Annotated in this window: 23 protein-coding genes and 1 pseudogene; 12 read left to right on the top strand and 12 right to left on the bottom strand. The window is 68.4% G+C overall.

The window, feature by feature from the left end:
• Both ABZV44_RS15965 and ABZV44_RS15960 read left to right on the top strand, forming a co-directional pair.
• Positions 1 to 822, top strand: a pseudogene (locus ABZV44_RS15965) (DNA-directed RNA polymerase subunit beta); the annotation flags it as partial.
• Between the two features lie 90 nt (positions 823 to 912).
• On the top strand, positions 913 to 4,866 hold the full coding sequence (locus ABZV44_RS15960) for a DNA-directed RNA polymerase subunit beta' (RefSeq protein ID WP_354836543.1): 3,954 nt from the start codon (positions 913 to 915) through the stop codon (positions 4,864 to 4,866).
• A gap of 218 nt (positions 4,867 to 5,084) precedes the next feature.
• On the opposite strand, the gene ABZV44_RS15955 is transcribed toward ABZV44_RS15960, so the two are convergent.
• Complete coding sequence (locus ABZV44_RS15955) at positions 5,085 to 5,780, bottom strand: hypothetical protein (RefSeq protein ID WP_354836541.1); 696 nt, start codon at positions 5,778 to 5,780, stop codon at positions 5,085 to 5,087.
• A 129-nt stretch (positions 5,781 to 5,909) separates the two neighbouring features.
• Positions 5,910 to 6,878, bottom strand: a complete 969-nt coding sequence (locus ABZV44_RS15950) for a DMT family transporter (protein ID WP_354836539.1) — start codon at positions 6,876 to 6,878, stop codon at positions 5,910 to 5,912.
• Positions 6,879 to 6,917: 39 nt separating this feature from the next.
• On the opposite strand from ABZV44_RS15950, the gene ABZV44_RS15945 reads away from it, so the two are divergent.
• A complete protein-coding gene (locus ABZV44_RS15945; protein ID WP_354836537.1) occupies positions 6,918 to 7,454 on the top strand; it encodes a CGNR zinc finger domain-containing protein in 537 nt (178 codons plus the stop codon).
• A 13-nt stretch (positions 7,455 to 7,467) separates the two neighbouring features.
• Here ABZV44_RS15945 and ABZV44_RS15940 read toward each other — a convergent pair whose 3' ends face one another.
• Positions 7,468 to 8,316 carry an LLM class flavin-dependent oxidoreductase gene (locus ABZV44_RS15940; RefSeq protein ID WP_354836535.1) on the bottom strand — a complete coding sequence of 283 codons (849 nt, stop codon included), beginning with the start codon at positions 8,314 to 8,316 and terminating at the stop codon, positions 7,468 to 7,470.
• Between the two features lie 286 nt (positions 8,317 to 8,602).
• On the opposite strand from ABZV44_RS15940, the gene mqo reads away from it, so the two are divergent.
• Entirely contained in the window at positions 8,603 to 10,108 is a 1,506-nt protein-coding gene (mqo, locus tag ABZV44_RS15935) for a malate dehydrogenase (quinone) (RefSeq protein ID WP_354836533.1), read from the top strand.
• Positions 10,109 to 10,220: 112 nt separating this feature from the next.
• Complete coding sequence (locus ABZV44_RS15930) at positions 10,221 to 10,712, top strand: DUF4442 domain-containing protein (protein WP_040862003.1); 492 nt, start codon at positions 10,221 to 10,223, stop codon at positions 10,710 to 10,712.
• Between the two features lie 21 nt (positions 10,713 to 10,733).
• Here ABZV44_RS15930 and ABZV44_RS15925 read toward each other — a convergent pair whose 3' ends face one another.
• Positions 10,734 to 11,741, bottom strand: coding sequence for an aldo/keto reductase (locus ABZV44_RS15925; RefSeq protein WP_354836531.1), 1,008 nt, complete (start codon positions 11,739 to 11,741; stop codon positions 10,734 to 10,736).
• 164 nt (positions 11,742 to 11,905) lie between these two features.
• On the opposite strand from ABZV44_RS15925, the gene ABZV44_RS15920 reads away from it, so the two are divergent.
• A complete protein-coding gene (locus tag ABZV44_RS15920) occupies positions 11,906 to 12,745 on the top strand; it encodes a helix-turn-helix transcriptional regulator (protein ID WP_354836529.1) in 840 nt (279 codons plus the stop codon).
• Positions 12,746 to 12,800: 55 nt separating this feature from the next.
• On the opposite strand, the gene ABZV44_RS15915 is transcribed toward ABZV44_RS15920, so the two are convergent.
• From ABZV44_RS15915 to ABZV44_RS15900, 4 genes are all read right to left on the bottom strand, one after another.
• Positions 12,801 to 13,790: a pirin family protein gene (locus ABZV44_RS15915; protein WP_354836527.1), complete on the bottom strand. Its 990-nt coding sequence runs from the start codon at positions 13,788 to 13,790 to the stop codon at positions 12,801 to 12,803.
• Between the two features lie 16 nt (positions 13,791 to 13,806).
• A complete protein-coding gene (locus ABZV44_RS15910) occupies positions 13,807 to 14,121 on the bottom strand; it encodes a GNAT family N-acetyltransferase (protein WP_354836525.1) in 315 nt (104 codons plus the stop codon).
• Positions 14,122 to 14,124: 3 nt separating this feature from the next.
• Complete coding sequence (locus ABZV44_RS15905; protein WP_354836523.1) at positions 14,125 to 14,607, bottom strand: carboxymuconolactone decarboxylase family protein; 483 nt, start codon at positions 14,605 to 14,607, stop codon at positions 14,125 to 14,127.
• 107 nt (positions 14,608 to 14,714) lie between these two features.
• On the bottom strand, positions 14,715 to 15,503 hold the full coding sequence (locus ABZV44_RS15900) for an alpha/beta fold hydrolase (protein ID WP_354836521.1): 789 nt from the start codon (positions 15,501 to 15,503) through the stop codon (positions 14,715 to 14,717).
• Between the two features lie 45 nt (positions 15,504 to 15,548).
• Between ABZV44_RS15900 and ABZV44_RS15895 the strand changes: the two genes are divergently transcribed.
• Positions 15,549 to 15,947 carry a MerR family transcriptional regulator gene (locus ABZV44_RS15895; protein ID WP_354836519.1) on the top strand — a complete coding sequence of 133 codons (399 nt, stop codon included), beginning with the start codon at positions 15,549 to 15,551 and terminating at the stop codon, positions 15,945 to 15,947.
• A gap of 15 nt (positions 15,948 to 15,962) precedes the next feature.
• On the opposite strand, the gene ABZV44_RS15890 is transcribed toward ABZV44_RS15895, so the two are convergent.
• Entirely contained in the window at positions 15,963 to 16,424 is a 462-nt protein-coding gene (locus ABZV44_RS15890; RefSeq protein ID WP_354836517.1) for a MarR family transcriptional regulator, read from the bottom strand.
• Positions 16,425 to 16,536: 112 nt separating this feature from the next.
• Between ABZV44_RS15890 and ribA the strand changes: the two genes are divergently transcribed.
• On the top strand, positions 16,537 to 17,172 hold the full coding sequence (gene ribA / locus ABZV44_RS15885; RefSeq protein ID WP_354836515.1) for a GTP cyclohydrolase II: 636 nt from the start codon (positions 16,537 to 16,539) through the stop codon (positions 17,170 to 17,172).
• A 117-nt stretch (positions 17,173 to 17,289) separates the two neighbouring features.
• A complete protein-coding gene (locus ABZV44_RS15880) occupies positions 17,290 to 18,093 on the top strand; it encodes a class III extradiol ring-cleavage dioxygenase (RefSeq protein WP_354836513.1) in 804 nt (267 codons plus the stop codon).
• Positions 18,094 to 18,111: 18 nt separating this feature from the next.
• Here ABZV44_RS15880 and ABZV44_RS15875 read toward each other — a convergent pair whose 3' ends face one another.
• Positions 18,112 to 18,627, bottom strand: coding sequence for a MerR family transcriptional regulator (locus ABZV44_RS15875; RefSeq protein ID WP_354836511.1), 516 nt, complete (start codon positions 18,625 to 18,627; stop codon positions 18,112 to 18,114).
• Between the two features lie 149 nt (positions 18,628 to 18,776).
• Here ABZV44_RS15875 and ABZV44_RS15870 point away from each other — a divergent pair, with 149 nt between their 5' ends.
• Positions 18,777 to 18,980, top strand: coding sequence for a hypothetical protein (locus ABZV44_RS15870; RefSeq protein ID WP_354836509.1), 204 nt, complete (start codon positions 18,777 to 18,779; stop codon positions 18,978 to 18,980).
• 26 nt (positions 18,981 to 19,006) lie between these two features.
• Here the strand turns inward: ABZV44_RS15870 and ABZV44_RS15865 are convergent, their stop codons facing one another.
• Positions 19,007 to 19,498 carry a histidine phosphatase family protein gene (locus ABZV44_RS15865; RefSeq protein ID WP_354836507.1) on the bottom strand — a complete coding sequence of 164 codons (492 nt, stop codon included), beginning with the start codon at positions 19,496 to 19,498 and terminating at the stop codon, positions 19,007 to 19,009.
• A 225-nt stretch (positions 19,499 to 19,723) separates the two neighbouring features.
• Here ABZV44_RS15865 and ABZV44_RS15860 point away from each other — a divergent pair, with 225 nt between their 5' ends.
• Entirely contained in the window at positions 19,724 to 21,391 is a 1,668-nt protein-coding gene (locus tag ABZV44_RS15860; RefSeq protein ID WP_354836505.1) for an FAD-dependent oxidoreductase, read from the top strand.
• A 143-nt stretch (positions 21,392 to 21,534) separates the two neighbouring features.
• Here the strand turns inward: ABZV44_RS15860 and ABZV44_RS15855 are convergent, their stop codons facing one another.
• Complete coding sequence (locus ABZV44_RS15855) at positions 21,535 to 22,311, bottom strand: acyl-ACP thioesterase domain-containing protein (protein ID WP_354836503.1); 777 nt, start codon at positions 22,309 to 22,311, stop codon at positions 21,535 to 21,537.
• 334 nt (positions 22,312 to 22,645) lie between these two features.
• Between ABZV44_RS15855 and ABZV44_RS15850 the strand changes: the two genes are divergently transcribed.
• Positions 22,646 to 24,520: a protein kinase gene (locus ABZV44_RS15850; RefSeq protein ID WP_354836501.1), complete on the top strand. Its 1,875-nt coding sequence runs from the start codon at positions 22,646 to 22,648 to the stop codon at positions 24,518 to 24,520.
• The last annotated feature ends 26 nt before the right edge of the window (positions 24,521 to 24,546 follow it).

Genomic DNA, 24,546 nt, shown 5'->3' with positions numbered 1-24,546 from the left:
ATGCCGTTCCTGCCCGACGGCACGCCGGTCGACATCATCCTGAACACCCACGGTGTGCCGCGTCGTATGAACATCGGCCAGGTGCTGGAGACCCATCTGGGTTACATCGCCAAGACCGGTTGGCAGGTCGACGGTTCCCCGGACTGGGCGAAGAACCTGCCCGAGGAAATGATCGGCCAGCCCGCCGACACGAACATCGCCACCCCGGTGTTCGACGGTGCGCGTGAGGAAGAGCTGACCGGCCTGCTCGGTTCGACGCTGCCGAACCGCGACGGCGAGAAGATGATCAACGACGACGGTAAGGCCATCCTGCTGGACGGCCGCTCCGGCGAGCCGTTCCCGTACCCGGTCTCGGTCGGCTACATGTACATCCTGAAGCTGCACCACCTGGTCGACGACAAGATCCACGCGCGTTCGACCGGTCCGTACTCGATGATCACGCAGCAGCCGCTGGGTGGTAAGGCGCAGTTCGGTGGTCAGCGCTTCGGCGAGATGGAATGTTGGGCCATGCAGGCGTACGGCGCGGCCTACACCCTGCAGGAACTCCTCACCATCAAGTCGGACGACGTTGTCGGCCGCGTGAAGGTGTACGAGGCGATCGTCAAGGGCGAGAACATTCCGGAGCCGGGCATCCCGGAGTCGTTCAAGGTTCTGCTCAAGGAGCTCCAGTCGCTGTGCCTGAACGTGGAGGTGCTGTCCTCGGACGGTGCCGCCATCGAGATGCGCGACGGCGACGACGAGGACCTGGAGCGCGCCGCGGCGAACCTGGGTATCAACCTGTCCCGCAACGAGGCTGCGACGGTCGACGACCTGGCGCAGTGAGCGAACGGTCCTGGAGCGCCGGGAGGCGCTCCAGGGCAACGGATTTGAACTTTTGCTCATTCTCAACCCGAACAGGGGAAAGGAAGTTACGTGCTAGACGTCAACTTCTTCGATGAACTCCGGATCGGCCTGGCGACCGCCGAAGACATTCGCAACTGGTCTTTCGGCGAGGTCAAGAAGCCGGAGACCATCAACTACCGCACGCTGAAGCCGGAGAAGGACGGCCTCTTCTGCGAGAAGATCTTCGGTCCCACCCGGGACTGGGAGTGCTACTGCGGTAAGTACAAGCGTGTCCGCTTCAAGGGCATCATCTGTGAGCGCTGCGGTGTCGAGGTGACTCGTGCCAAGGTGCGTCGTGAGCGCATGGGCCACATCGAGCTGGCCGCCCCGGTCACCCACATCTGGTACTTCAAGGGTGTGCCGTCGCGCCTGGGCTACCTGCTCGACCTCGCGCCGAAGGATCTGGAAAAGATCATCTACTTCGCCGCGTACGTGATCACTTCGGTCGACGACGAGCTGCGCCACAACGAGCTGTCCACGCTCGAGGCGGAGATGGAGGTCGAGAAGAAGTCGGTCGCCGATCAGCGCGACGCCGACCTCGAGGCCCGCGCCCAGAAGCTGGAGGCCGACCTGGCCGAGCTGGAGGCCGAGGGCGCCAAGTCCGACGTCCGCCGCAAGGTCAAGGACGGCGGCGAGCGCGAGATGCGTCAGCTGCGCGACCGCGCCCAGCGTGAGCTGGACCGGCTCGAGGAGATCTGGACCACCTTCACCAAGCTGGCCAAGAAGCAGCTGATCATCGACGAGGTGATCTACCGCGAGCTGCAGGACCGCTACGGCGAGTACTTCACCGGTGCCATGGGTGCCGAGGCGATCCAGAAGCTCATGGAGACCTTCGACATCGCCGCCGAGGCCGAGAACCTGCGCGAGACCATTCGCACGGGCAAGGGCCAGAAGAAGCTGCGCGCGCTGAAGCGTCTGAAGGTCGTGGCCGCGTTCCAGACCAACGGCAACTCGCCGATGGGCATGGTCCTCGACGCCGTGCCGGTGATCCCGCCGGAGCTGCGCCCGATGGTGCAGCTGGACGGTGGCCGCTTCGCGACCTCCGACCTGAACGATCTGTACCGCCGCGTCATCAACCGCAACAACCGGCTGAAGCGACTGATCGATCTGGGTGCGCCCGAGATCATCGTGAACAACGAGAAGCGCATGCTTCAGGAGTCGGTGGACGCGCTGTTCGACAACGGCCGTCGTGGCCGTCCGGTCACCGGTCCGGGTAACCGCCCGCTGAAGTCGCTGAGCGATCTGCTCAAGGGCAAGCAGGGTCGTTTCCGTCAGAACCTGCTCGGTAAGCGTGTCGACTACTCCGGCCGTTCGGTCATCGTCGTCGGCCCGCAGCTCAAGCTGCACCAGTGTGGTCTGCCCAAGCTGATGGCGCTCGAGCTGTTCAAGCCGTTCGTCATGAAGCGTCTGGTCGACCTGAACCACGCGCAGAACATCAAGTCCGCCAAGCGGATGGTCGAGCGTCAGCGTCCCCAGGTGTGGGATGTCCTCGAAGAGGTCATCTCCGAGCACCCGGTGCTGCTGAACCGTGCGCCTACCCTGCACCGCCTGGGTATCCAGGCCTTCGAGCCGCTGCTGGTCGAAGGTAAGGCCATCCAGCTGCACCCGCTGGTGTGTGAGGCGTTCAACGCCGACTTCGACGGTGACCAGATGGCCGTGCACCTGCCGCTGTCGGCGGAGGCGCAGGCCGAGGCCCGCATCCTGATGCTGTCCTCGAACAACATCCTGTCGCCGGCGTCGGGTCGTCCGCTCGCCATGCCGCGTCTGGACATGGTGACCGGTCTGTACTACCTGACTCGCCTGGAAGAGGGCGCGAAGGGCGAGTACCGCGCGGCCACCAAGGACGAGGCCGAGTTCGGCGTCTACTCCTCGCCCGCCGAGGCGCAGATGGCCGTCGACCGCGGTGAGCTGACCGTGCGTTCGCTGATCAAGATTCGCCTGACCGAGCAGCGTCCGCCGAAGGACGTCGAGGCCGAGCTGTTCCCGGACGGCTGGCAGCGGGGCGACGCGTGGATCACCAAGACCACGCTGGGCCGCGTCATCTTCAACGACCTGCTCCCGGCGGACTACGCGTTCATCGACGAGCCGATGCCGAAGAAGCGTCAGGCGGCGATCATCAACGATCTCGCCGAGCGCTACCCGATGATCGTCGTGGCGCAGACCGTCGACAAGCTGAAGGACTCCGGCTTCTACTGGGCCACCCGCTCCGGTGTCACCGTCTCCATGTCGGACGTGCTCGTTCCGCCGGAGAAGGCGGAGATCATGGAGCGCTACGAGGCGCAGTCGGATCAGATCGAGAAGAAGTACCAGCGTGGTGCGCTCGATCACCAGGAGCGCAACAACGCCCTGGTCAAGATCTGGCAGGAAGCGACCGAAGAGGTCGGTAAGGCGCTGCGCGCGCACTACCCGGCCGACAACCCGATCATCACGATCGTCGACTCGGGCGCGACCGGTAACTTCACCCAGACTCGTACCCTCGCCGGTATGAAGGGTCTGGTTACCAACCCGAAGGGTGAGTTCATCCCGCGGCCGATCAAGTCCTCCTTCCGTGAGGGCCTGACGGTTCTGGAGTACTTCATCAACACCCACGGTGCGCGTAAGGGTCTGGCCGACACCGCGCTTCGTACCGCCGACTCGGGTTACCTGACCCGTCGTCTGGTGGACGTGTCGCAGGACGTCATCGTGCGCGAGACCGACTGTGGCACCGAGCGCGGCATCGTGGTGCCGATCGCGGAGAAGCAGGCCGACGGCTCGCTCATCCGGGACGCCCACGTGGAGACCAGCACCTACGCTCGTACGCTGGCCACCGACGCGGTGGACGCGAACGGCAATGTCGTCGTCGAGAAGGGCCACGACCTGGGCGATCCCGCCCTGGAGGCGCTGCTCGAGGCCGGCATCACCGAGGTGAAGGTCCGCTCCGTGCTGACCTGCACCACCGGCACCGGCGTGTGCGCCACCTGCTACGGCCGCTCGATGGCGACCGGCAAGCTGGTGGACATCGGCGAGGCCGTCGGTATCGTCGCCGCCCAGTCCATCGGTGAGCCCGGTACCCAGCTGACCATGCGTACCTTCCACCAGGGTGGTGTCGCGGGTGACGACATCACGGGTGGTCTGCCCCGAGTGCAGGAGCTCTTCGAGGCTCGTGTGCCCAAGGGCAAGGCCCCCATTGCCGAGGTGTCGGGTCGCGTGCGGCTCGAGGACGACGACCGCTTCTACAAGATCACGATCATCCCGGACGACGGGTCGGACGAGGTCCTGTACGACAAGCTGTCGAAGCGTCAGCGGCTGCGGGTGTTCAAGCACGAGGACGGCTCCGAGCGTCTCCTGGCCGACGGTGACCACGTCGAGGTCGGTCAGCAGCTGCTCGAGGGCTCGGCCGATCCGCACGAGGTGCTGCGCGTGATGGGTCCGCGTCAGGTGCAGGTCCACCTGGTCCACGAGGTCCAGGAGGTGTACCGCTCGCAGGGTGTGTCCATCCACGACAAGCACATCGAGGTGATCGTCCGCCAGATGCTGCGCCGCGTCACCATCATCGATTCGGGTGCGACCGAGTTCCTCCCGGGTTCGCTGGTGGAGCGCGCCGAGTTCGAGTCCGCCAACCGCCGCGTGGTCGCGGAGGGTGGCGAGCCCGCCTCGGGTCGCCCGGTGCTGATGGGTATCACCAAGGCGTCGCTCGCGACCGATTCGTGGCTGTCGGCGGCCTCCTTCCAGGAGACCACCCGCGTGCTCACGGACGCCGCGATCAACTGCCGCTCCGACAAGCTGATCGGCCTGAAGGAGAACGTGATCATCGGTAAGCTGATCCCGGCCGGTACCGGCATCAACCGGTACCGCAACATCCAGGTTCAGCCCACCGAGGAGGCCCGCCAGGCCGCGTACGCTGTCCCGTCCTACGACGACAGCTACTACAGCCCGGACGGCTTCGGCACCTCCACCGGTGCCGCGGTCCCGCTGGACGACTACGGCTTCAGCGACTACCGCTGAGTCCGCTAGCCGGGCATCACGGATCCGGCCCCCGCTTCACATCGAAGCGGGGGCCGGATCTATTTGCGCTGCCTTCGGTTTCGAAGCTGCGATGCCGGCGGTTGATCGCCCGTTCCTGATCGACATCGAATTGCCTGAGGTCACTTGGTAGTTCATGTACCCGCAATTCGGCCCGCGCTCTGACGAGGAGCGCGGGCCGAATTGTGCTGCGGGGCGGGTCAGTTCGCCGGTTGAGGGGCGGCGGGGAGGGCCGCGAAGACCGGGCGGAAGAGGTTGCCGGTGCCGGGGGCGAGGGTGTCGACGTAGCTGAGGGCCGCCTCGGTGGCCTGCTGGCCGCCGGACATCTGGAGCCCGATGGCGCCGCCGACCACGCCGCCGACCACGGCGAGCAGGGGAGCGGTGATGAAGTCGAGGACGAACAGGCCGACGGGGAAGCCCGCGATGAAGCCGATGGTGGCGCCGATGGCCGCGCCGGTGGCTACCGCGGGGAGGTTGGCCTGGACGACGTCGAAGAAGTGCTGCTGGGCGTCGACCTCGCGGACCGGGGTGTCGGATTCCGCGATGGGGGTGAGGGTCAGCCGGCGGTTGTCCTGATCGATCGTCGGGGTGAATTCGGCTGTCTTGCCGTCGATGTCGTACTTCAGGGGGACGGTGGAGACCAGGACGCCGTCGTCGTTGGTCACGATGACGGCGTCGCCGTCCCAGGTGGCGAGGAAGTGCCCGGCCTGCAGGGTGCTGACGGCGGCGCGGTGGTCGGCGGTGAGGGCCACGTCATAGCCGATGTTGTGATCGGTGCCCTTGATCTGCAGGGCGGGTTGCTCCGGAGCCTGCGCCGGTTCGGCGGTTGCGGTGCCCGCGACCGTGGTCGCGATCAGGCAAAGCAGGGCGGGCGCAATGTATTTGGTTATAGCCATCGTGGTTTTCCTCGAGTTGCGGACTGGTTCCCCGACATTTGCGACAAACTACCGTTATCAACTCGAGATGTGAAGGGTTATGGCGCACAAGGGCAATCGGCAAATGGAATCGGCAGGTCAGCGCCGGTGTCAGGAGTGCGGCGTAGCGGTCGCGAGCGGGTCGTCCGCGGGCTCGCCCAGCCGGACCACCATCACGCCGATGAGAATCAATGCGCCACCGAGCAATTGGATCGGCGCGGGCGCCTGACCGAGCAGCGCCCAGGAGAACAGAATGGCGGCCAGCACCTCGCCGAGCGCCGCGAAGGACGCCAGCCGGGAGCCGAGCAGCCGGGTGGCGGCAATGCCGGTCACGTACGAGACGGCGGCGGTGATCACGCCGAGCGCGAGCAGCGGTGCCCACCAGTCCACTGTGAAGCCCTGGAACGCTACGGATGCCGTGGTGGCGTGCAGCGGCACGATGCCGATCAGCCCGGCCGCCAGAATGCCGAGCCCGCCGACCAGCAGTCCGCCGGTGGCCAGCACGGTGCCGGGTACCTGATCCCCGGCGTGCGCGGACAGGATGAAATACGCTGCCGCGCCGACCATCGCGCCCAGCGCCCAGGCGATGCCGGCCCAGCTGGTGGCCGTCCCGGAGTTCAGGTCGAGCACCAGGATCAAGCCGGTAACGCCGATGACCGCGCCGAGAACGGTTGCGCGCCCGGGTTTCTGGCTGTGCTGCAGCCACAGCCACACCACCACCGCGATGGGTGCGGTGTATTCGATGAGCAGCGCCACCGCGACATCCATGTGCGCGACGGCATTGAAGTAGGCCAGCTGAGCGGTGGCGACGGCCAGCAGGCCGTAGCCCGCGAGCAGGGCGGCATTGCGGCGCAGCAGGTTCCAGTCGCCGCGCAACTGCCGCGCGGCCACCGGCAGCAGCACCAGCGCGCCGAGCAGTACGCGCACGATGACCACGGCGGCTGGACTCCAGCCGGCGTCGATGAGCCCGCGGGCCAGCGGGCCGGAGAGCCCGAACGCGGATGCCGACAGCGCGGCGCAGAGCAGTCCGGAACGCAGCCGGTGCGACGCCGCCGCCCTGTCATGAGTCAAAGTCGCCATGACAAATGACGCTAAGTGGCCCGGGTGTAATCTGTCAAAGTGATTTTCGCTGATGACACGGTGGCGGCCATGGCGGCGGCGGTGGAACTGGTGAACTCGGCCGAGGACCCGGACACCCTCACCGAGATCGCCCAGCTGGACGAGTTTTTCGTCAAGCACGGCTACACCGGCGTCCATGCCCGCACCCGGGCGGAGCTGACGGCCGTCCGCGCCCAGCGCGCCCCGCTGCGCCGCCTGCTCACCGCCGACTGCGACACCGCGGTCGACCTGGTGAACGCCATCCTGGCCGAGCATCGCGCGGTGCCGCGGCTGGTCCGCCACGACGGCCTCGACTACCACATCCACGCGGTGCCGCCCGAGGCTCCGCTGGATGTCCGCATGGCCGTCGAGACCGCCATGGCCATGATCGACCTGATCCGCGCCGACGAGCTGTCCCGGCTGGCCATCTGCGCCGACGAGACCTGCGCGGGCATCGTGCTGGACCTGTCCCGCAACCGTTCCCGCCGCTACTGCTCCACGGCCTGCACCAACCGCAATGCGGTCGCGGCCTACCGGGCCCGCAAGATGGTCGGCTGAGCCCGCGGGACGGTCAGCCGATCACGTCGGCGAGCCGATCCACCTGATCGGCGTCGCGGCCGTAGCAGTACAGCATCACCTCGTCCGCCCCGAGATCGCCGAATTGCCGGATGGCGTCGCGGATTTCGCCGGGCGTGGTCAGCATGCCGTCGACCATGAAGTCGGCGCGGCCGGAGAATTCGTAGTACGCGCCCATGGACGTGCGGGCGTCGTCGAGCACGGCGTCCGGGCCGAGCGCGACATTGACCTGGGCCACGATGCGGGGCGCGCCGGTGCGGCCGTGGTCGCGCCAGGAACGGCGGACCGTGTCGAAGAGCCCGCCCGCCCAGGAGGGCGCGGCGGCCGCGAGGAAGCCGCCGCCCCAGCGGCCGACGCGTTCCAGCGCGGCGGGCTGGAAGCCGCCGAAGAGCAGTTCCGGGCCGGAGGGTGAGCTCGGTGCGGGGCCGATGGGCCCGCAGGTGGAACTGAACGGCTTGCCCGCCCAGAGATCGCGCATGAGGCCGATCTGCTGATCGAGGCGGCGGCCGCGAGTGTGCAGCTCGGTGCCGGAGGCCTCGTGGTCGTCGGCGCGCCCGCCCACGCCGAGCCCGAGCACGAAGCGCCCGCCGGACAGCACATCCAGGGTGGCGGCCTGCTTGGCGAGCAGTGCGGGATCGCGCAGGGGCGCGATGAGGACCTCGGTCTGCAGCTTGACGCGGCTGGTCGCGCCGGCGAGCACGCCGAGGGTGACCAGCGGTTCGGGATTGTCGTAGACCAGCCGATCGAGCAGGCCGAGGGTGGAGAAGGGGCCGGCGTCGGCGCGGCGTGCCCAGTCGAGCAGGGCGAGGGGATCGGAAATGGGAAGTCCGAGACCGATATGCATGGGGATGACCTCCATGGAGAGATGAGTGGGCACAACAGCACTGCCGCCCACTCCGCGCCTCTCCGGAGGCGGATGCTCTCATTCTGCGGCACAACTTCTGGAGAGCATCTCTTGGATTGTGGCCAATATAGGACGCTTTCGAACAATGTCGCAACCCGGCCGGTAGCTCCGGGTGCGCGGTGCGGGGTTCGGCGATAGTGTTGCTGCGCCGCCCTGGCGGGCCGGTGGATGGTGCTAGCGTGCCCGTACGCTGTACGAGTTCAATCGGGGTTTCCAGGTAATGACGATGAGAACACAACTGCCGCTGCGGCCCTACGATGTCGTGCTGATCGGCGGCGGCATCATGAGCGCGACGCTCGCGATGCTGATCAAGCATCTGGAACCCAGCTGGACCATCGGCGTGTACGAGCGATTGCCCGAGGTGGGCTCCGAAGCGTCGGCGGCCTGGAACAATTCGGGCACCGGCCATGCCGGACTGTGCGAACTCGATTACACCACCGAGAATCCCGACGGCAGTATCGATATCGAGCCGGCGCTGGAGCTCAATGAGCAGTTCCAGCTCACCCGGCAGCTGTGGGCGTCGCTGGTGGAATCCGGGGTGCTGCGCAAGCCGGAGACCTTCATCAATCCGGTTCCGCACCTGACGCTGGCGCGCGGGCAGCGGGAAGTGGATTTCCTGCGCCGCCGCCACGAAACCATGTCCGCGCACCACCTTTTCGCGAATATGCGATTCAGCGACGACCCGGAGGTCATTGCCGACTGGGCTCCGCTGATCACCCGGGGCCGTGACGCCTCCGAGCCGATCGCCGCGACCCGCGATATCACCGGCAGCGATGTGGATTTCGGCGAACTGACCGGCCAGCTGTTCCATTGGCTGCGCTGGCAGGATGTCGAGATTCACCGCAATTGCGAGGTGCGCGGGCTGCGCCGCAACAATGACGGCACCTGGCAGCTGCGGGTCGACTGGCGCACCGACAACGACCGCCTCACGCGAAAGGTGGACGCCCGCTTCGTATTCGCGGGCGCGGGCGGGTGGGCGCTGAAAATCCTGCAGCGGGCCGGTGTTCGGGAAGTGCACGGTTACAGCCTGCTGCCGGTCAGTGGTCGATTCCTGCGCTGCGACAATCCCGCCGTGGTGGCCGAGCACGACGGGAAGGTCTACGGCAGCGCGCCCTCGGGTGCGCCGTCGATTGCCATGCCGCACTTGGATACCCGGGTCGTGAACGGCGATCGCGCGCTGCTGTTCGGTCCGTACGCCGGGGCGAATCCGCGTTTTCTGAAACGTGGTTCGCTCTTCGACGCCGCGGGGTCGGTGCGGCCGGCCAATGCGGGCCCGATCGCGGCCACGCTGAAGTCGAATCCCGAGCTGATGCGGCTGCTGGTGACGCAGCTGGCCTCGACCCGGAAGAAGAAGCTCGCCGCGCTGCGGGAATTCGTCCCCGAGGCCCGCGCCGAGGACTGGACCCTGGTCACCGCGGGTCAGCGCGCCCAGCTGGTGAAGCCGGATCCGGAGCAGGGCGGGGTGCTGGAGTTCGGGACGGAAGTCGTTGCCGCGCAGGATGGTTCGATCGCCGCGGTGCTGGGCGCGACACCGGGTGCGTCGACCGCCCCGGTGATCCTGCTCGAGGTGCTGGAACGCTGTTTCCCGCGCTACTCCCGGCTCTGGGAGCCGCGGTTGCGCGAGCTGATGCCGACACTCGGGCAGAGCCTGGCCAAGGATCCGCGGCTGGCGCGCCAGACCATGGCCCGGACCGCGGAGGCGCTGGGGCTGGCCGGCCGGGTGGTGGGCTGACCCGGCGGGAGGCTGCCGTGGATCCGTGGCAGGAAGCTGCCGTGGACAAAGCCGCGCCCGGCCCGGTATGAAATTGGAACAGGTTTCAATTTCTGGCCGGGCAGGAGAGGCGATGGACAGCGCTACCAAGGACGAGGCGAACGCCGCCATGGGCGAGATGGTGATGGCGGGCTTCCAGAAGCTCGGCTTCATCCAGTTCACCGGCATCGAGGGCGTGGACTACGCCCCGGGCCGCAATGTGGTCCGCATGGCCGCGCGCCCCGAGCACTTCAACCACAACGGCGACATCCACGCCGCCCTGCTGTTCGGCCTGGCCGAGACGGCCGCCATGGGTGCGTCCATCTCCGGCATCGTGGACCTGCTCGCCGACACCTTCATCGTCGCCCGCGACGGCCGCATCGAATACCTGGCCCGCGCCAAGGGCGAGGCGGGCCCGTTCAGCGCCACCGCCGAGCTGACGCCGGAGACCATCGCCGAGACTCGCGCGAACATCGAATCCCGCACCGAGATCGAGCTCGAGGTGCCGGTGACGATCGCCGACGTCACCGGCAAGCCCGTGGCCCGCGCCGCCTTCACCGCGGTGATCCGGCCGCGCCGGAAGTGATTCCGGCTCCAGCGAGGTGACTCAGCGCTCGCTGTCGAGCATGGCCATCTGCGCGGGCGCGTAGCGGCCGCCCGCCACCTGGTCGGCGGGCACGGCCGCCTCGATGGTGGCCAGCTCGGCCTCGGACAGCCGAATGTCCACCGCCGCAACGGCTTCGGCCCAGCGTTCCGGCTTCCGCGCGCCGATCAGCGGCACGATGTCGGTGCCCCGCGACAGCACCCAGGCGATGGCCAGCTGGGCCACGCTCACCTGGTGTTCGGCCGCGATCGTCGCCAGCGCGTCGACCAGGCGCAGGTTGGCGTCGAGGTTCTCGCCCTGGAAACGCGGGCTGTGCGCCCGGAAATCGGAGGGCGCGAACTGCTGCCCGGGCCGCAGCGAATCGCTCAGCAGGCCGCGGGAGAGCACCCCGTACGCGGTGAGGCCGATGCCGAGTTCCCGTGCGACGGGCAGGATTTCGGCCTCGATGCCGCGCGAGACCAGGGAGTATTCGATCTGCAGGTCCACGATCGGGTGCACGGCCGCCGCGCGGCGCAGCGTCTCCGCACCCACCTCGGACAGGCCGATGTGGCGGATGTAGCCGGCCTGCACCAGCTCCGCGAGGCCGCCGATGGTCTCCTCGATCGGGATGTTCGGGTCCAGCCGGGCGGGCCGGTAGATGTCGACGTAGTCGGTGCCCAGTCGCTGCAGGGAGTAGGCGAGGAAATTCTTGGTGGCCGCGGGCCGGGTGTCGACACCGCCGAAGCTGTTGTCGGGTCCGCGCAGCGCGCCGTACTTCACGCTGAGCAGGATGTCCTCGCGCTTGCGGTCGGCCAGCGCCTGCCGGATGAGCAGTTCGTTGTGGCCCATGCCGTAGAAGTCGCCGGTGTCGATGAGGTTCGCGCCCGAGTCGAGGGCGGCGTGCACGGTGGCGATCGAGACGGCGTCGTCGGCCGTGCCGTACATGCCGGACATACCCATGGCCCCGAGGGCCAGGCGGGAGACGGCGGGCCCGGTCTTGCCGAGCTGAACGGTGCTGAGGTTCGTGGTCATGCCGATAACACTGCGCCTGCGCGGCGGGGTCCGGGAGAGGAGCGTTCATCCAGGGATCGCCGATCCCTGGTTACCCCCGAGGACGGCTGGGGTGGACTTCGCGCGGCGCAGACTGGGATCGCCGGTACCTGGCTAGCGGGCCGAGGGCGGGGGACAGTGGTGAGGTGGATCGAACCGAGCTGGCCGACTTCCTGCGCCGCCGCCGTGAGCAGCTGCAACCCGCCACCGTCGGGTTGCCGCCGGGCGCGCGCCGCCGCACCCCGGGCCTGCGCCGCGACGAGGTCGCCATGCTCGCGGGCATGTCGACCGACTACTACACCCGGCTGGAGCAGGCACGCGGCCCGCGCCCGTCCGTGCAGGTGCTGGCGTCGCTGGCGCGGGCGCTGCGGCTGACCGACAGCGAGCGCGACCACGTCTACCACCTGTCCGGCCACCAGGCCCCCGCGCGCGGCGGCGACAGCCACGTGGGACCGGGCCTGCTGCACCTGCTCTCGAAGCTGGACGACACCCCGGCCGTGGTCATCTCGGACCTGGGTGAGGTGCTGGTGCAGAACCGCATGCACACCCTGCTGTCCGGGGACTACTCGCAGCGGCGCGGGCTGGAACGATGCATCCCGTGGCGCTGGTTCACCGAACCGGGCTCCCGCGCCATCTTCCCGCCGGAGGACTGGGAAGCCATGAGCCACAAGCATGTCGCCGATCTGCGCGCGGTCTCCGCCCGCCGCGCCGGCGACGCCGACGTGACCGAGCTGGTGGCCCGGTTGCGGGCCGCCAGCCCGGAGTTCGAGCGGCTGTGGAACGAGCACGAGGTGGGTACCGGAACCGGCCACACCAAGCGCATGGTGCACCCGGAAGTCGGTGTGCTGGAGCTGATCTGCGAACCGCTGCTCACCCCCAGCGCCACCCGGCACGTGCTGATCTACTACCCCGCGCCCGGCACCGACACCCAGCAGAAGCTGGATCTGTTGCGGGTCATCGGAACTCAGTCGATGACCAGCCGCTGATTGCCGGGCCGCAACGAAATCGGCCCCGAACCAGTGTGGTTCGGGGCCGACCCCGTTACTCGTGCGGCACGCCGCAGCGGCGCTTGCGCGGCTTCAGATGCAGCCCCGGCAGCGGCGGCGCCGGGATCCGCTGATCCGGCGTGTGCCCGGCGATATCGGCGAAGCGGCCGACATCGTGCTTCTCCCAGTCGTTGCGGGCCTGTTCGATCTCCTCGTGGCTGCGCGCCACGAAGTTCCACCACATGACCAGATCCTCGCCGAACGGTTCACCGCCGAGCAGCAGCAGATGCGCGCCGCCCGCGGAGTCGTGCAGCCGGAGGGACTCGCGGTCGCTGCCCAGGTAGAACAGGCTGCCGGGCGCGACGTCGGTGTCGTCGACGCGGAGCCCGCCCGCGATCACCAGCACCGCGTGCTCGAAGTCCGGGTTCAGCGGCAGTGTCACCGCCGCTCCCGCCTCGAGCCGCAGATCGGCGCCGACGATCGGGGTGTAGGCCCGCGCCGGCGAGGTGGCCCCGCCGAGCGTGCCCATCAGGACGACGCCGTGCAGCCCCGGCAGCGTGAACTCGGGCAGGTCCCGATGCTGCTCGAAATGCGGTGCGATATCCCGGGATTCGTCCGGCAGTGCCACCCACAGCTGGAGCCCGTGACCCGAGATGTGGCCCGGCACTCGATACTCCGAGTGCGCGATGCCGCGTCCGGAGGTCATGAGGTTCAGCTGCCCGGGCGCGATCTCCACATCCGAGCCCACACTGTCGCGGTGGCGGATCCGCCCGTCCAGCGGCCACGTGACCGTTTGCAATCCGATATGCGGATGCGGGTCGATGTCGTGCCCCTCCGGGTTGGCGGGCGAGCCGCCGTCGAAATGGTCCAGGAAGCACCATGCGCCGACCGTCGGCAGGTCCCGCTGCGGCAGTGACCGGAAGACGGTCACCCCGCGCACGCCGCCCAGCGGCACCTCGCGGGCCGGGAAGAACTCGGCGCGTGGCCCGGGTCGCCCGGACGATTCGCACAGCGCCTCTTCCGGCCGTGGCTCCAGATCACTCATGCCCGCTCCTCCCTGCTCACCTCTTGATGCCCTTGCCCACCACGTATTCGTCGTATTCCGGGTGCTTGTCCAACCAGCCCTTGATGAACGGGCAGCGTGCCACGATGACGCGGCCGCGGGCGATCACGTCCTTGATCGCCTCCTGTGCGAGCAGATTCGCCAGGCCCTTGCCGCTGAATTCCTGATCCACCTCGGTATGAATGAAGGTGGTGTCGTTGTCGTCGCGCTCGCGGTACTCGCTGAACCCGGCGAGCGAATTCCCGTACCACACCTCGTACCGGTGTTGCGCGTCGTTACGAACGACTGCGGCCGTCACAGCCTGTTCGCTCATTGTTCAGTTCTCCTTCCGCACCCGCACCGGATGTCTGCTCATAATCGACACGCGATTGAACGCGCCGATAGTGGTCGCAGCCCAGATGAGAACGGACATCTGGTCATCCGACAAATGTTGCCGCGCAGCAGCATACTCACGCTGCATGGTCTCCTCATCCGGCAATGAAGTGACCGTCTCGGCCACCGAGAGTGCGGCCTGCTGCAGTTCCGTGAACAGGTACGGACTGCGGCGCCAGGCGGTCAGGACATCCAATTGCTGCTGGGTGACGCCGGCTTCGCGGGCGTACCGGGAATGCAGGTCCAGGCAGAACGGGCAACCGGTGAGCTGGGAGACGCGGACATTCACCAATTCCATGACCGCGCGGTCCAGATCGGCGGCCGCGGCGGCGTTCCGCACCGCGAACGCGACGCTGTTGAGTTCGCGGAAGACCTCGGGCGTCTGCTTGTCGATCCACACCCGGTCGTGAGTTACAGGCGACTGCATAGTGGCTGCATCGTAAGCCGAGAATGTGAACCGTGCCTTCTGGTCTGAAAATTGGTGTTTCAGACCGAGGTCTTCCCGGTGAACTCACCGGGGACTTCCGCGTGAACTCAGCGTGCCGCGGCCGCCCGCTGCCGGGCGAAGAAGTCGAGCACGGCCGCGTGCCAGGCATGGGGCTGCTCCACCATGACGACGTGCCCGGCCGGGAGTTCGGTGTACTCGGCCCCCGGAATCCCGGCGGCCTGTTCGCGGGCGTTGGCCGGATCGCAGAGCAGGTCGCCGGCGAGCCCGATGACCAGCGTCGGCACCGCCACCTGCGGCAGGTCGGCACGCACGTCCGTGTGCTCGATCAGCGCCGCCTGCGCGGCGGTGCCACCCGGGATATTCGCGGCGGTCTGCGCCAGGATCGCCGAAAGCTGCTCTTCGGGAAGGGCATTCACGAAGTCCGCGCTGAACCCGGCGAGCAGGACGAACCGCGCGAAGGATTCGTTGTCCCCAGCGGCCAGGGCGCGCTGCCACAGTTGGATGTTCAGCCGCGACCGATTGTCGGGCCGGGCGAAGCCGCCGGTGAGCACCAGCCCGCGCACCCGCTCCGGATGCCGCACCGCCGCCCGGATCGCCACCGCGGTGCCGAGGGAGAAGGCGACGATCGAAAAGGTCTCGGCCTCGCGGGCCACCGCCTCGGCGACCAGGGCGTCGGCGAGCGAGTCCAGGGTGAGCGGAGTGTCGTCGGCCGGGTAATCGGAACCGATGACCAGGTGATCGGTGGCGAGCAGGGGAATCAGGCCGCCGAAGTTGGCGTCGATGCCGCCGCCTCCACCGTGGGCAAGCACGATGGCGGGGCCGGAACCGGAGACCTTGGTGGTGAGGACCGGGCTTTCGGGAGAAATGTTCGTCATGGCGGCGACGTTAGGGATTCACATGGATGTGAAGGTCAACGCGATGTGCGGGAGGTCACAGTGCTGATCGGCGAACTGTCCCGGGCCACCGGGGTGCCCGCCCGGCTGCTGCGCTACTACGAGGAGCAGGGACTGCTTGTCCCGCACCGGGATTCGAACGGCTACCGCAGCTACCCCGCCGCCGCCCCGGATCGGGTCGCCCGCATCCGCGAACTCCTCGACGCCGGACTGCCCACCCGCGATATCCGGGAGCTGCTGCCCTGCGCCACCGAATCCGGCTTCCAGCACTGTGATCACTCCCGGCAGGTGGTGAGCGACGGCCTGGATCGCCTCGACGACCAGATCGCCGAGCTGACCCAGCGCCGCGTGCTGCTGGCCCGGCACCGGGACGCGGTCCTGGCCGCGCCCTACGCCCCGAATCCCGGTGTGGCCGAGGCGTCCTGAGCGGACTCGGAACGGTTACCCGGTTTCTTCCCGGAGGCGGCGGTTGACCTCGGTGAAACCCGCTGCCACAGCGGCCAATTGCTCCGGAGTGAAGGCGTCGACGAAGAATTCTCGCACCGTCTCGACGTGGCCAGGGGCGGCCTGTTCGAGGCGCTCGCGTCCGGCGTCGGTGAGGCGAGCGTAGACCGCGCGTAGATCGGTGCGGCAGTTGCGGCGGGTCACCAGGCCCGCCTTCTCCAGCTGGTCGACCTGGTAGGTGAGCTTGCTCTTGGAGTTGAGCAGGGTCGAGGCCAGTTCGGTCATGCGCAGTTCGCCGTCGGGGGCGGCGGCGAGGCGGACCAGGATCTCGTATTGCAGGTGGGAGAGTCCGGAGTCCCGCTCGAGCTGTCTGCCGAGTCGGCGTTCCAGCAGGCTGGAGGCGCTCAGGAAGGCCAACCAGGCCGCCCGCTCCTCCTCGTTCAGCCAGCGTGGAGTCATCTGCCCAGGTTACAGCCGGTTGTTCGAGTTGGAATAACATCCGGCCCCCTGCGGTTCAAATTTGAACACTGTGCCTCATTCAAAGAACTGGTCCCTGGCCTCAGGAGCAATCATGAGCAGCACCTTCGTCGGTGCAAGCGTCCGCACCCGCGTGCGGATTCCGCTGACCTTCGCCGACGGCTACTCGACGACCGCACAGGCGGTCACCTTCGACGGTCTCGCCGACGGCCGCGAGCACGTCGCCCTCGTCCTCGGTGAACCCGGCCTCGGACCGGACGGGCCGGCCACGCCGCTGGTGCGGCTGCACTCCGAATGCCTCACCGGCGACGTCTTCGGCTCCGCCCGCTGCGACTGCGGACCGCAGCTGCGCGAGGCCGTCGAGCTCATCACCGGCACCGGCGGCATCCTGCTCTACCTGCGCCAGGAGGGCCGCGACATCGGCCTCTACAACAAGCTCGACGCCTACGCGCTGCAGGACTCGGGCCTGGACACCTACCAGGCCAATACCGAACTCGGCTTCGACGAGGACGCCCGCGACTACACCGCGGCCGCCCAGATGCTGACCGCCCTCGGCGTCGGCGAACTCGACCTGCTCACCAACAACCCCGACAAGGTCCGCCAGCTGACCGCGCTCGGCGTGACGGTGCGCGACACCGTCCCCACCGGCGTCCACGCCACCCCCGACAACCTGCGCTACCTGCGCGCCAAGGCCGAGCACACCGGGCACACCATCCGGCTCGTCGGCTGAGCCGACCATCCAGTTCCGTGGCTGAGCCGACCATCCGGCTCCGTGGCTGAGCCGACCATCCGGCTCCGTGGCTGAGCCGACCATCGAGTTCCGTGGTTGAGATCGAGAGGAAATCCCATGTCCCAGGCCGTGACTCACGAGCGGACGGACCGCATGCCGGTGCTCTACCTGAGCCACGGCGCACCGCCCCTGGCCGACGACCCGATCTGGCCCGGCCAGCTCGCCGCCTGGTCGGCCGAACTGCCCGGGCCCACCGCCATTCTGGTGGTCTCCGCGCACTGGGAGGACGCGCCCGTCACCCTCGGCGCGACCACCACGGTGCCGCTGCTCTACGACTTCTGGGGCTTCCCCGAGCACTACTACCGGGTCCGTTACGCCGCCCCGGGCGCTCCCGACCTGGCCGCGAAAGTCCGTGCGCTGCTGGGTAGTCCGGGCCGGCCGGTGCACGACGCGCCGACCCGCGGCCTCGATCACGGTGCGTACGTGCCGCTCGTCGAGATGTACCCCGATGCCGACATCCCGGTCCTGCAGCTGTCCCTGCCGACCCTCGACCCGGTCGGCCTCTACGACCTGGGCCGCCGTCTCGCCCCGCTGCGCGACGAGGGCGTCCTCATCCTCGGCAGCGGCTTCTTCACGCACAACCTGCGCGAGGCGAACTTCTCCATGCCGGCCGACTTCGCGCCCGGCTGGTCCCGGGAATTCGACCACTGGGGCGACGAGGCACTCGCCGCCGGCGACATCGACGCCCTGCTGGACTTCGAGCACACCGCCCCCGACGCCCGCCGCGCCCACCCGCGCACCGAGCATTTCGCGCCGCTGTTCGTGACCCTCGGCGCGGGCGCGGACGAACTGGCCACGCAGCACACCGCCATCGACGGCTTCTGGTACGGAATGGCCAAGCGCTCCATCCAGATCGGCTGATCCGGGCGGAGCCGGCGCTCAGTCCCCCTGGCGGGCAGTGCCGTTCGACCCGACCCGGGCAGTGCCGTTCGACTCGACCCGGGCAGCGTCGTTCGACCCGGCCGGCGGATCACACGTCTGTCCGCCGCCGTAGAGCTCGATCTTGTAGTCGAGGACCACCAGGGTGGATTGCAGTTCCTCGATCTGGGCGAGTACTTCGGCGCGGGTCCGCCGGAACATCTCGAGCCGCTCCGGATAGGTGTGCTCCCCGGCCCGCACCAGCTCCGCGTACTTGACCATGTCGGCCACCGACATGCCCGTGCGCCGCAGCTTCCCGATGAATGCCAGCCAGCCCAGATCCCGGTCGCTGAACCGGCGCTGGCCGGAGTGGTCGCGGCCCACGTAGTCCATCAGGCCGATGCGCTCGTACCAGCGCAGCGTGTCCCGGGTCAGGCCGCACCGATCGGAGACCTCGCCGATCGAATATCGCGGCCGTTCGTGCTCCACGGTGTCCTGCGGTGCCGGATTGCGCTGTTGTACCGGTGCTGCGCTCATCGGTCTCGCCCCTTCCTGCCGGCCATCCACGACGTTAGTGGGTTGGAGTGCACTCCAAGCAAGCGTACGGACGTGCGACGTCGAGGACGTGGGTGCGCGAAGTTTCGATGTGCGGCTCGACCGGCCCGTTTCGCGCCTACCCTGGGGTCATGGCTGGAAAAGACGTGGATCGGATCAGGGCCCGCTCGGCCCTGGAGACGGCCAAAGAACAACCGGTGATCACGGCCATTGCCGCGCTGCCCGTGGTGGCGGTGCTGGGCGTGGTGTGGTGGCTGCTCGGCTTCTGGCCGGCGCTGCTGCTCCTGCTGATCTTCGGTGGTGTCGTGGTGTGGAAGGGCAAGCTACTCGGCTGAGCCCGGCCCTGCCGGGGTAGCCGGGCCTACCGCGGCACGTGGAATCGCACCAGTTCACCCGTGCCCGGGTCGGCGGCTGCCCACGGGCGGTCGAACTCGATGACCGCCAGCGCCGAGGTGGGGAATTTCGCGCTCATCTCCTCGGCCGGGCCGGAATGCCGGTTGGCTGCCAATTCCCATGCCGTCCAGGGCATTCCGGGGGAGTGGCCGATGACCAGCAGGGTTTCCACGGCATCGTCGGTGAGTTGCAGCATCTCGATGATGATGTGCGGGGACGCCTCGTAGATCGAGCTCTCGAACGTCACCGGCGCGGTGATGCCGGTGGCCACCAAGGTCTCCCGCGTTCGCGTCGAAGTGGAACAGAGGACGGCGTCGATCTCCGGCTGGGTGGCGCGCAGCCAGTCACCCGCCAGCGCCGCCTCGCGCCGCCCGCGCGGGGCCAGGGGCCGCTCGTGGTCCTGCACGCCCTCCGGGTATCCGGATTTGCCGTGCCGCATCAGGATGAGAGTCCGCACCATAGGCATTACGGTAGGGGGCCTCGAGTACGCCCGGGAGACCGGTCTCACAGCGGTGCACGCCGGTGCCGACGCGAGACAATGCTCACACTCGAGGCACACTGAAGGTGGCGACACATCGCAGTGCCGACACCCGATGGAACGCCGCCTATATTAGAACGTGTTCTACCGACCCTGCTCGACCCCGAGCGGAGTATTACACGCGACAGTTTCGAGGATCTGCGAGATATGGCCTATGTGATCACGCAGCGTTGTTGCAACGACGCCAGCTGCGTACCCGAGTGTCCGGTCGATTGCATTCGTCCCACGCCCGAGCAACGCGAGTTCGCCACCACCGAGCAGCTCTACATCGACCCGGACACCTGCATCGACTGCGGCGCCTGCGTCGACGCCTGCCCGGTCGACGCGATCTTCTCCGAGGACGATCTGCTCGCCTCGCTGGCGCGCTTCCGCGATATCAATGCCGCCTACTTCCAACGGCATCCGCTGGAGTCGAACTTCGAGCCGCTGGTCGCGCCGTCCCGGGCACCCAAGGAACTGGGCACGCTGCGGGTCGCCATCGTCGGCGCGGGCCCTGCCGCCTGCTACGCCGCCGAGGAGCTGCTGCGCCGCGCCGATGTCGAGGTGGAGCTGTTCGACCGGCTGCCCACCCCGTACGGCCTGGTGCGCGCGGGCGTCGCCCCCGACCACCCGGGCACCAAGTCGGTGGCCGGCCTGTTCGAGTCGGCCTTCCGGCGCGAGGCACTGCAGTACCGGTTGAATGTCGAAGTCGGCAAGCACATCTCGCACGAGGAGCTGCTCGCCCACCACCACGCCGTCATCTACGCCGTCGGCGCGGCCACCGACCGCCACCTCGGCATCCCCGGCGAGGACCTGCCCGGTAGCCACTCCGCCACCGAGTTCGTGGCCTGGTACAACGGCCACCCGGACTTCGCCGACCGCGAATTCGACCTCTCCGGCGAGCGCGCCGTCATCGTCGGCAACGGCAATGTGGCGCTCGACGTGGCCCGCGTGCTCACCGTCGACCCGGACGAGCTGGCCAAGACCGATATCGCCGACCACGCCCTGGATGCGCTGCGCCGCAGCAACATCACCGAGGTCGTGGTGCTGGGCCGCCGCGGTCCGCTGCAGGCCGCCTACACCTCGCCGGAGTTCCTGGCGCTCACGCACCTGAAGGGCGTCGACATCATCGTCGACCCCGAGGACCTGGTCCTGGACCCGGCCTCGCAGGCCGAGCTGGACGACCCGGAGGTCGAACCCTCGCTGCAGCTCAAGTACACCCTCGCCCAGGAATACGCCGCCGGTCCCCGCAACCCGGACAACAAGCGAATCGTGTTCCGCTACCTGGTCTCTCCCACCGCCATCACCGGCGACGGCAAGGCCGAGGCGGTCGAGTACGTGCACAACGAGCTGGTCGAGGAGAACGGCCGCACCGTGGCCCGCGCCTCGGACCGCACCGGCACCGTCGAGGCGTCGCTGGTGCTGCGCTCCATCGGCTACAAGGGCGAGCCCGTCGCGGACGTGCCGTTCGACGAGTCCGCCGGCGTCATCCCCAATGACAAGGGCCGAGTCCTGGCCGCCGGCAACCCCGTTGCGGGCGTCTACGTCTCCGGCTGGATCAAGCGCGGCCCGCGCGGCGTCATCGGCTCCAACCGCATGGACTCGCAGGAGACCGTCGACCAGCTCATCGAGGACTTCACCCAGGGCAAGCTCGCTGCCCCGCAAGCCGGTCGTGCCGCGCTGGAGGCCCTCCTCGCCGAGCGCCAGCCCGACCAGATCGGCCGGGACGGCTGGAAGGCCATCGACGCCGCCGAGAAGACCGCGGGCAAGTCCGCGGGCCGCCCGCGCGTGAAGTTCACCAGCGTCGAGAACCTCCTCAAGGCCGCCAAGGGCTAGACCCAACTCCCGGGACTCTCAGGGCATGCACCGATGGCTGTGGCCCCACCTGTAATGGGTGGGGCCACAGCCGTTTTCGCGGTTGTTCGGGGGCAGTATCGAATTCAGTTGGGCGGTATCGGATTCAGCTGGGCAGTATGAATTCAGCTGGGCAGCGGCCCGATGCGCACCGCCGTGGTCGTGACCCCGCCCACCACGAACCACAGCCGCAGTGCCGCCGGATGCCCGGTTCGATCGCCCGGCTCGTACCGGCTGCGCACGCTGATGTGCTGGCGCGCCAGCACCGGCGCCACGTACTCGATGACCGCGCGATGCGGCCCGGCCACCAGCTTCGGGTAGTCGACCAGGTACTGCTCCACCGCCTGCCAGTAGGCCGCGTTGTTCACGTGGTTGTACTGGTCGATATCGGTGGCGCGCACCGGGAACGGCAGATCGACATCCGATTCCGGCGGCGTGGGGTCGGTGAGCCAGGGCCGCCAGCGCAGCCGGTGCTGATCGGTGGTGCGGGCGAGCTCGGCCAGGCCCTCGTCGCTGATCCGGGTCGGCATATTGGTGAACTCGTTGATATTGATCCAGAACCCTTCGGTCTCGATCAGGCCGCCGTTCTCGCTGGTGATCCGCACCCGCATATTGGTCCACCGCGTCGACATGGCCGAACACCAGCGCCGCAGTTCCACCCGGTCCGGCCAGTGGATGGGCCGCACCACGTCCACCACGGTGCGCCGCACGATCCAGGCCGGATCCGTCCGATGGAAGAATCCGGATTGCATTTCCTCCCAGGCGATGTCCTGGAGGTAGCGGGCCACGGCATCGAATCGCAGCCGTTGATAGGGATCCACGTCGCCGGCTCGGACGGGCCACGCGGAAGCGAAGCCCATGCCCTCCTGGGGAAGCGGGGCGAGTGGCTCATCGAGTGACACTGGTGCTCCTCGCGCTGCACGGTGTGCCGCATGTCTTTCCAAAAGCACCGGTGAGGTGCCTACTGACCGAAGTCCGTGACATGACTCTACGGGGCGTGCGGGACACACTCACGTCGAGTCACCTGTACTTCTGTTCGGGGAACGACAGTGTTTCTCGGCTGCGGAGATCAGTCCAGCCGAATGGGAAACGGCACTGTTCGGGGCTTGGCGGGGCCGTCGCGCACTGTCGCGGTCATCGGCGGAACGACTGCGCGGAGATCGGGGGAATGACAGTGCGTCGCACGGCCCGTAGCCTTTCCTGTTGTATATCCAGCGGCAGGGAGGACGACGCAGGGTGGCCGCAGGGGCGAGGGCCGGTTCGCGGTTCGGGCAGTACGAGTTGCGGCGGCTGCTCGGGGTCGGCGGCATGGGCGAGGTCTATGAGGCCTACGACACGGTGCGCGACCGGGTGGTCGCGGTGAAACTGCTGGATGTCGATCTGGCGCGGCAGCCCACCTATGTCGAGCGCTTCCGCCGCGAATCCCGCACCGCCGCCAAACTCCAGGAACCGCACGTCATTCCGGTGCACGACTGGGGTGAGGTGGACGGCGTCCTGTTCATCGACATGCGGCTGGTGCGCGGCCGCGACCTCAAGGCCTACCTGCACGACGAGGGCCCGATGGCGCCCGAGCAGGCCGTCACCGTGGTGGAGCAGGTCGCCGCCGCACTCGACGCCGCCCACGAGAGCGGGCTCGTGCACCGCGACGTCAAACCCGCCAATATCCTGCTCACCGGCGAAACCTTCGCCTACCTGGTGGATTTCGGCATCGCGCACACCGAGTCCGACGTCCAGCTCACTCAGACCGGCAATGCCATCGGCTCCTTCGCCTACATGGCCCCGGAACGCTTCGAGCACAATGCCTCGGTCTCGCCCGGCGCCGACATCTACGCGCTGGCCTGCGTGCTGTACGAATGCCTCACCGGCGGTCCGCCGTTCCGGGTGGAGGGCAATCTCGCCACCATCCGGGCCCACATGCTCACGCCCCCGCCGCGGCCCAGCGTCCGCGCCGGGGTCCCGGTCGGCCTGGATCAGGTGGTCGCCATCGGTATGGCCAAGGATCCGACCCGGCGCTACGCCACCGCCGGGCAGCTCGCCCGCGCCGCCCGGGCCGCACTGATGCGGACCGGCCACGGCGAGCCCACCCGCACCACCGTGCCGCCCGCCCCACCGACCATCGGTTCCCCGGCCGTCCCGCCCGGGGGCTCCGGGCCGAATTACCTCGATCAGCCGTCGGTCTCCGTCGATTACCCGCGTCCCGGTCGTCCGGCCGGGCCCGGCGAAGTTCCCGGGGGTGGTCATCCCTCGGGCCCGGTGGACTACACCCGGGGACCGCAGCCCCCGGTGGACCGTTCGGGACCGCAGCAGCTTTCCGGCCCGGTGGATTACCCGCGCGACGGCCAGGTTTCCGGCCCGGTCCCCGCCGGGCCGGGCAACAACGAACCGACCGTGCTGCGCAGGGTTCCCGCCGGGCAGGCCGGGTATCTGCCCGGCCACGGGTCGTACCTGCACCCGGCAGGGCCCTACGCGAACCAAACCGCGCCTTACGCGAACCAGGCCGCGCCCTACGAGAACCCGGCCCTGCCCCGCGAGCACCCTTCCTCGCCGCTGCCGTTGCCGCCCGCCGGACGCAACAATGTGCCGCTGCTGGTGGGCGCGCTCATCGGGGTGGTCCTGGTGCTGGGCGCGGTGCTCGCGTGGGCACTGTTGTCCGGCAAGACCGGTGGCGACGGTGCCGGCGGCGTCACGACGGTCACCGGTCCGGCACAGACCACCGCCGCGTACACCTCCATGACCACCGCCCGCACGACCGTCCCGACCACCACCCTGGTCCCGCTCTCGGGCACCGTATCCGGTACGGACACACAGGGTTTCACCGCGCAGCCGCCGCGCTGCAATGCCGACGACCCGGCCATGGCCATCGGCCGCACCGACAAATCGCGCCTGGTGGTGTGCCGCACCGTGACCGGCCGCTTCTATTACAAGGGCGTCCGCATCAGCGACAATGCGGGCATTCAGCTCGACGACCCGGTACCCGACGGCACCGGCGGTTTCACGGTCGTCAATCCCACCGACGGCACGCAGTACCGGATCACCGCCTACAGCCTGGTCATCACCACCGGCGGTCAGGTCGCGGCCAATGAGTCCATGATCGAATACGCCCATCGCTGAGCTCCACCGCCTCCCCGCACCTTCAG

It is taken from the genome of Nocardia sp. NPDC004860 (assembly GCF_040609015.1).
Classification (GTDB): Bacteria; Actinomycetota; Actinomycetes; order Mycobacteriales; family Mycobacteriaceae; genus Nocardia.
The sequence above is the reverse complement of the archived record's forward strand: the minus strand, read 5'-3'. Positions and strand labels throughout refer to the sequence as shown.

Coding starts and splice junctions, on each gene's coding strand:
- ABZV44_RS15955 (WP_354836541.1), bottom strand. CDS start 5,780: ATGGCTATAACCAAATACATTGCGCCCGCCCTGCTTTGCCTGATCGCG.
- ABZV44_RS15950 (WP_354836539.1), bottom strand. CDS start 6,878: ATGGCGACTTTGACTCATGACAGGGCGGCGGCGTCGCACCGGCTGCGT.
- ABZV44_RS15940 (WP_354836535.1), bottom strand. CDS start 8,316: ATGCATATCGGTCTCGGACTTCCCATTTCCGATCCCCTCGCCCTGCTC.
- mqo (WP_354836533.1), top strand. CDS start 8,603: ATGAGAACACAACTGCCGCTGCGGCCCTACGATGTCGTGCTGATCGGC.
- ABZV44_RS15930 (WP_040862003.1), top strand. CDS start 10,221: ATGGACAGCGCTACCAAGGACGAGGCGAACGCCGCCATGGGCGAGATG.
- ABZV44_RS15925 (WP_354836531.1), bottom strand. CDS start 11,741: ATGACCACGAACCTCAGCACCGTTCAGCTCGGCAAGACCGGGCCCGCC.
- ABZV44_RS15915 (WP_354836527.1), bottom strand. CDS start 13,790: ATGAGTGATCTGGAGCCACGGCCGGAAGAGGCGCTGTGCGAATCGTCC.
- ABZV44_RS15910 (WP_354836525.1), bottom strand. CDS start 14,121: ATGAGCGAACAGGCTGTGACGGCCGCAGTCGTTCGTAACGACGCGCAA.
- ABZV44_RS15905 (WP_354836523.1), bottom strand. CDS start 14,607: ATGCAGTCGCCTGTAACTCACGACCGGGTGTGGATCGACAAGCAGACG.
- ABZV44_RS15900 (WP_354836521.1), bottom strand. CDS start 15,503: ATGACGAACATTTCTCCCGAAAGCCCGGTCCTCACCACCAAGGTCTCC.
- ABZV44_RS15890 (WP_354836517.1), bottom strand. CDS start 16,424: ATGACTCCACGCTGGCTGAACGAGGAGGAGCGGGCGGCCTGGTTGGCC.
- ribA (WP_354836515.1), top strand. CDS start 16,537: ATGAGCAGCACCTTCGTCGGTGCAAGCGTCCGCACCCGCGTGCGGATT.
- ABZV44_RS15880 (WP_354836513.1), top strand. CDS start 17,290: ATGTCCCAGGCCGTGACTCACGAGCGGACGGACCGCATGCCGGTGCTC.
- ABZV44_RS15875 (WP_354836511.1), bottom strand. CDS start 18,627: ATGAGCGCAGCACCGGTACAACAGCGCAATCCGGCACCGCAGGACACC.
- ABZV44_RS15870 (WP_354836509.1), top strand. CDS start 18,777: ATGGCTGGAAAAGACGTGGATCGGATCAGGGCCCGCTCGGCCCTGGAG.
- ABZV44_RS15865 (WP_354836507.1), bottom strand. CDS start 19,498: ATGGTGCGGACTCTCATCCTGATGCGGCACGGCAAATCCGGATACCCG.
- ABZV44_RS15860 (WP_354836505.1), top strand. CDS start 19,724: ATGGCCTATGTGATCACGCAGCGTTGTTGCAACGACGCCAGCTGCGTA.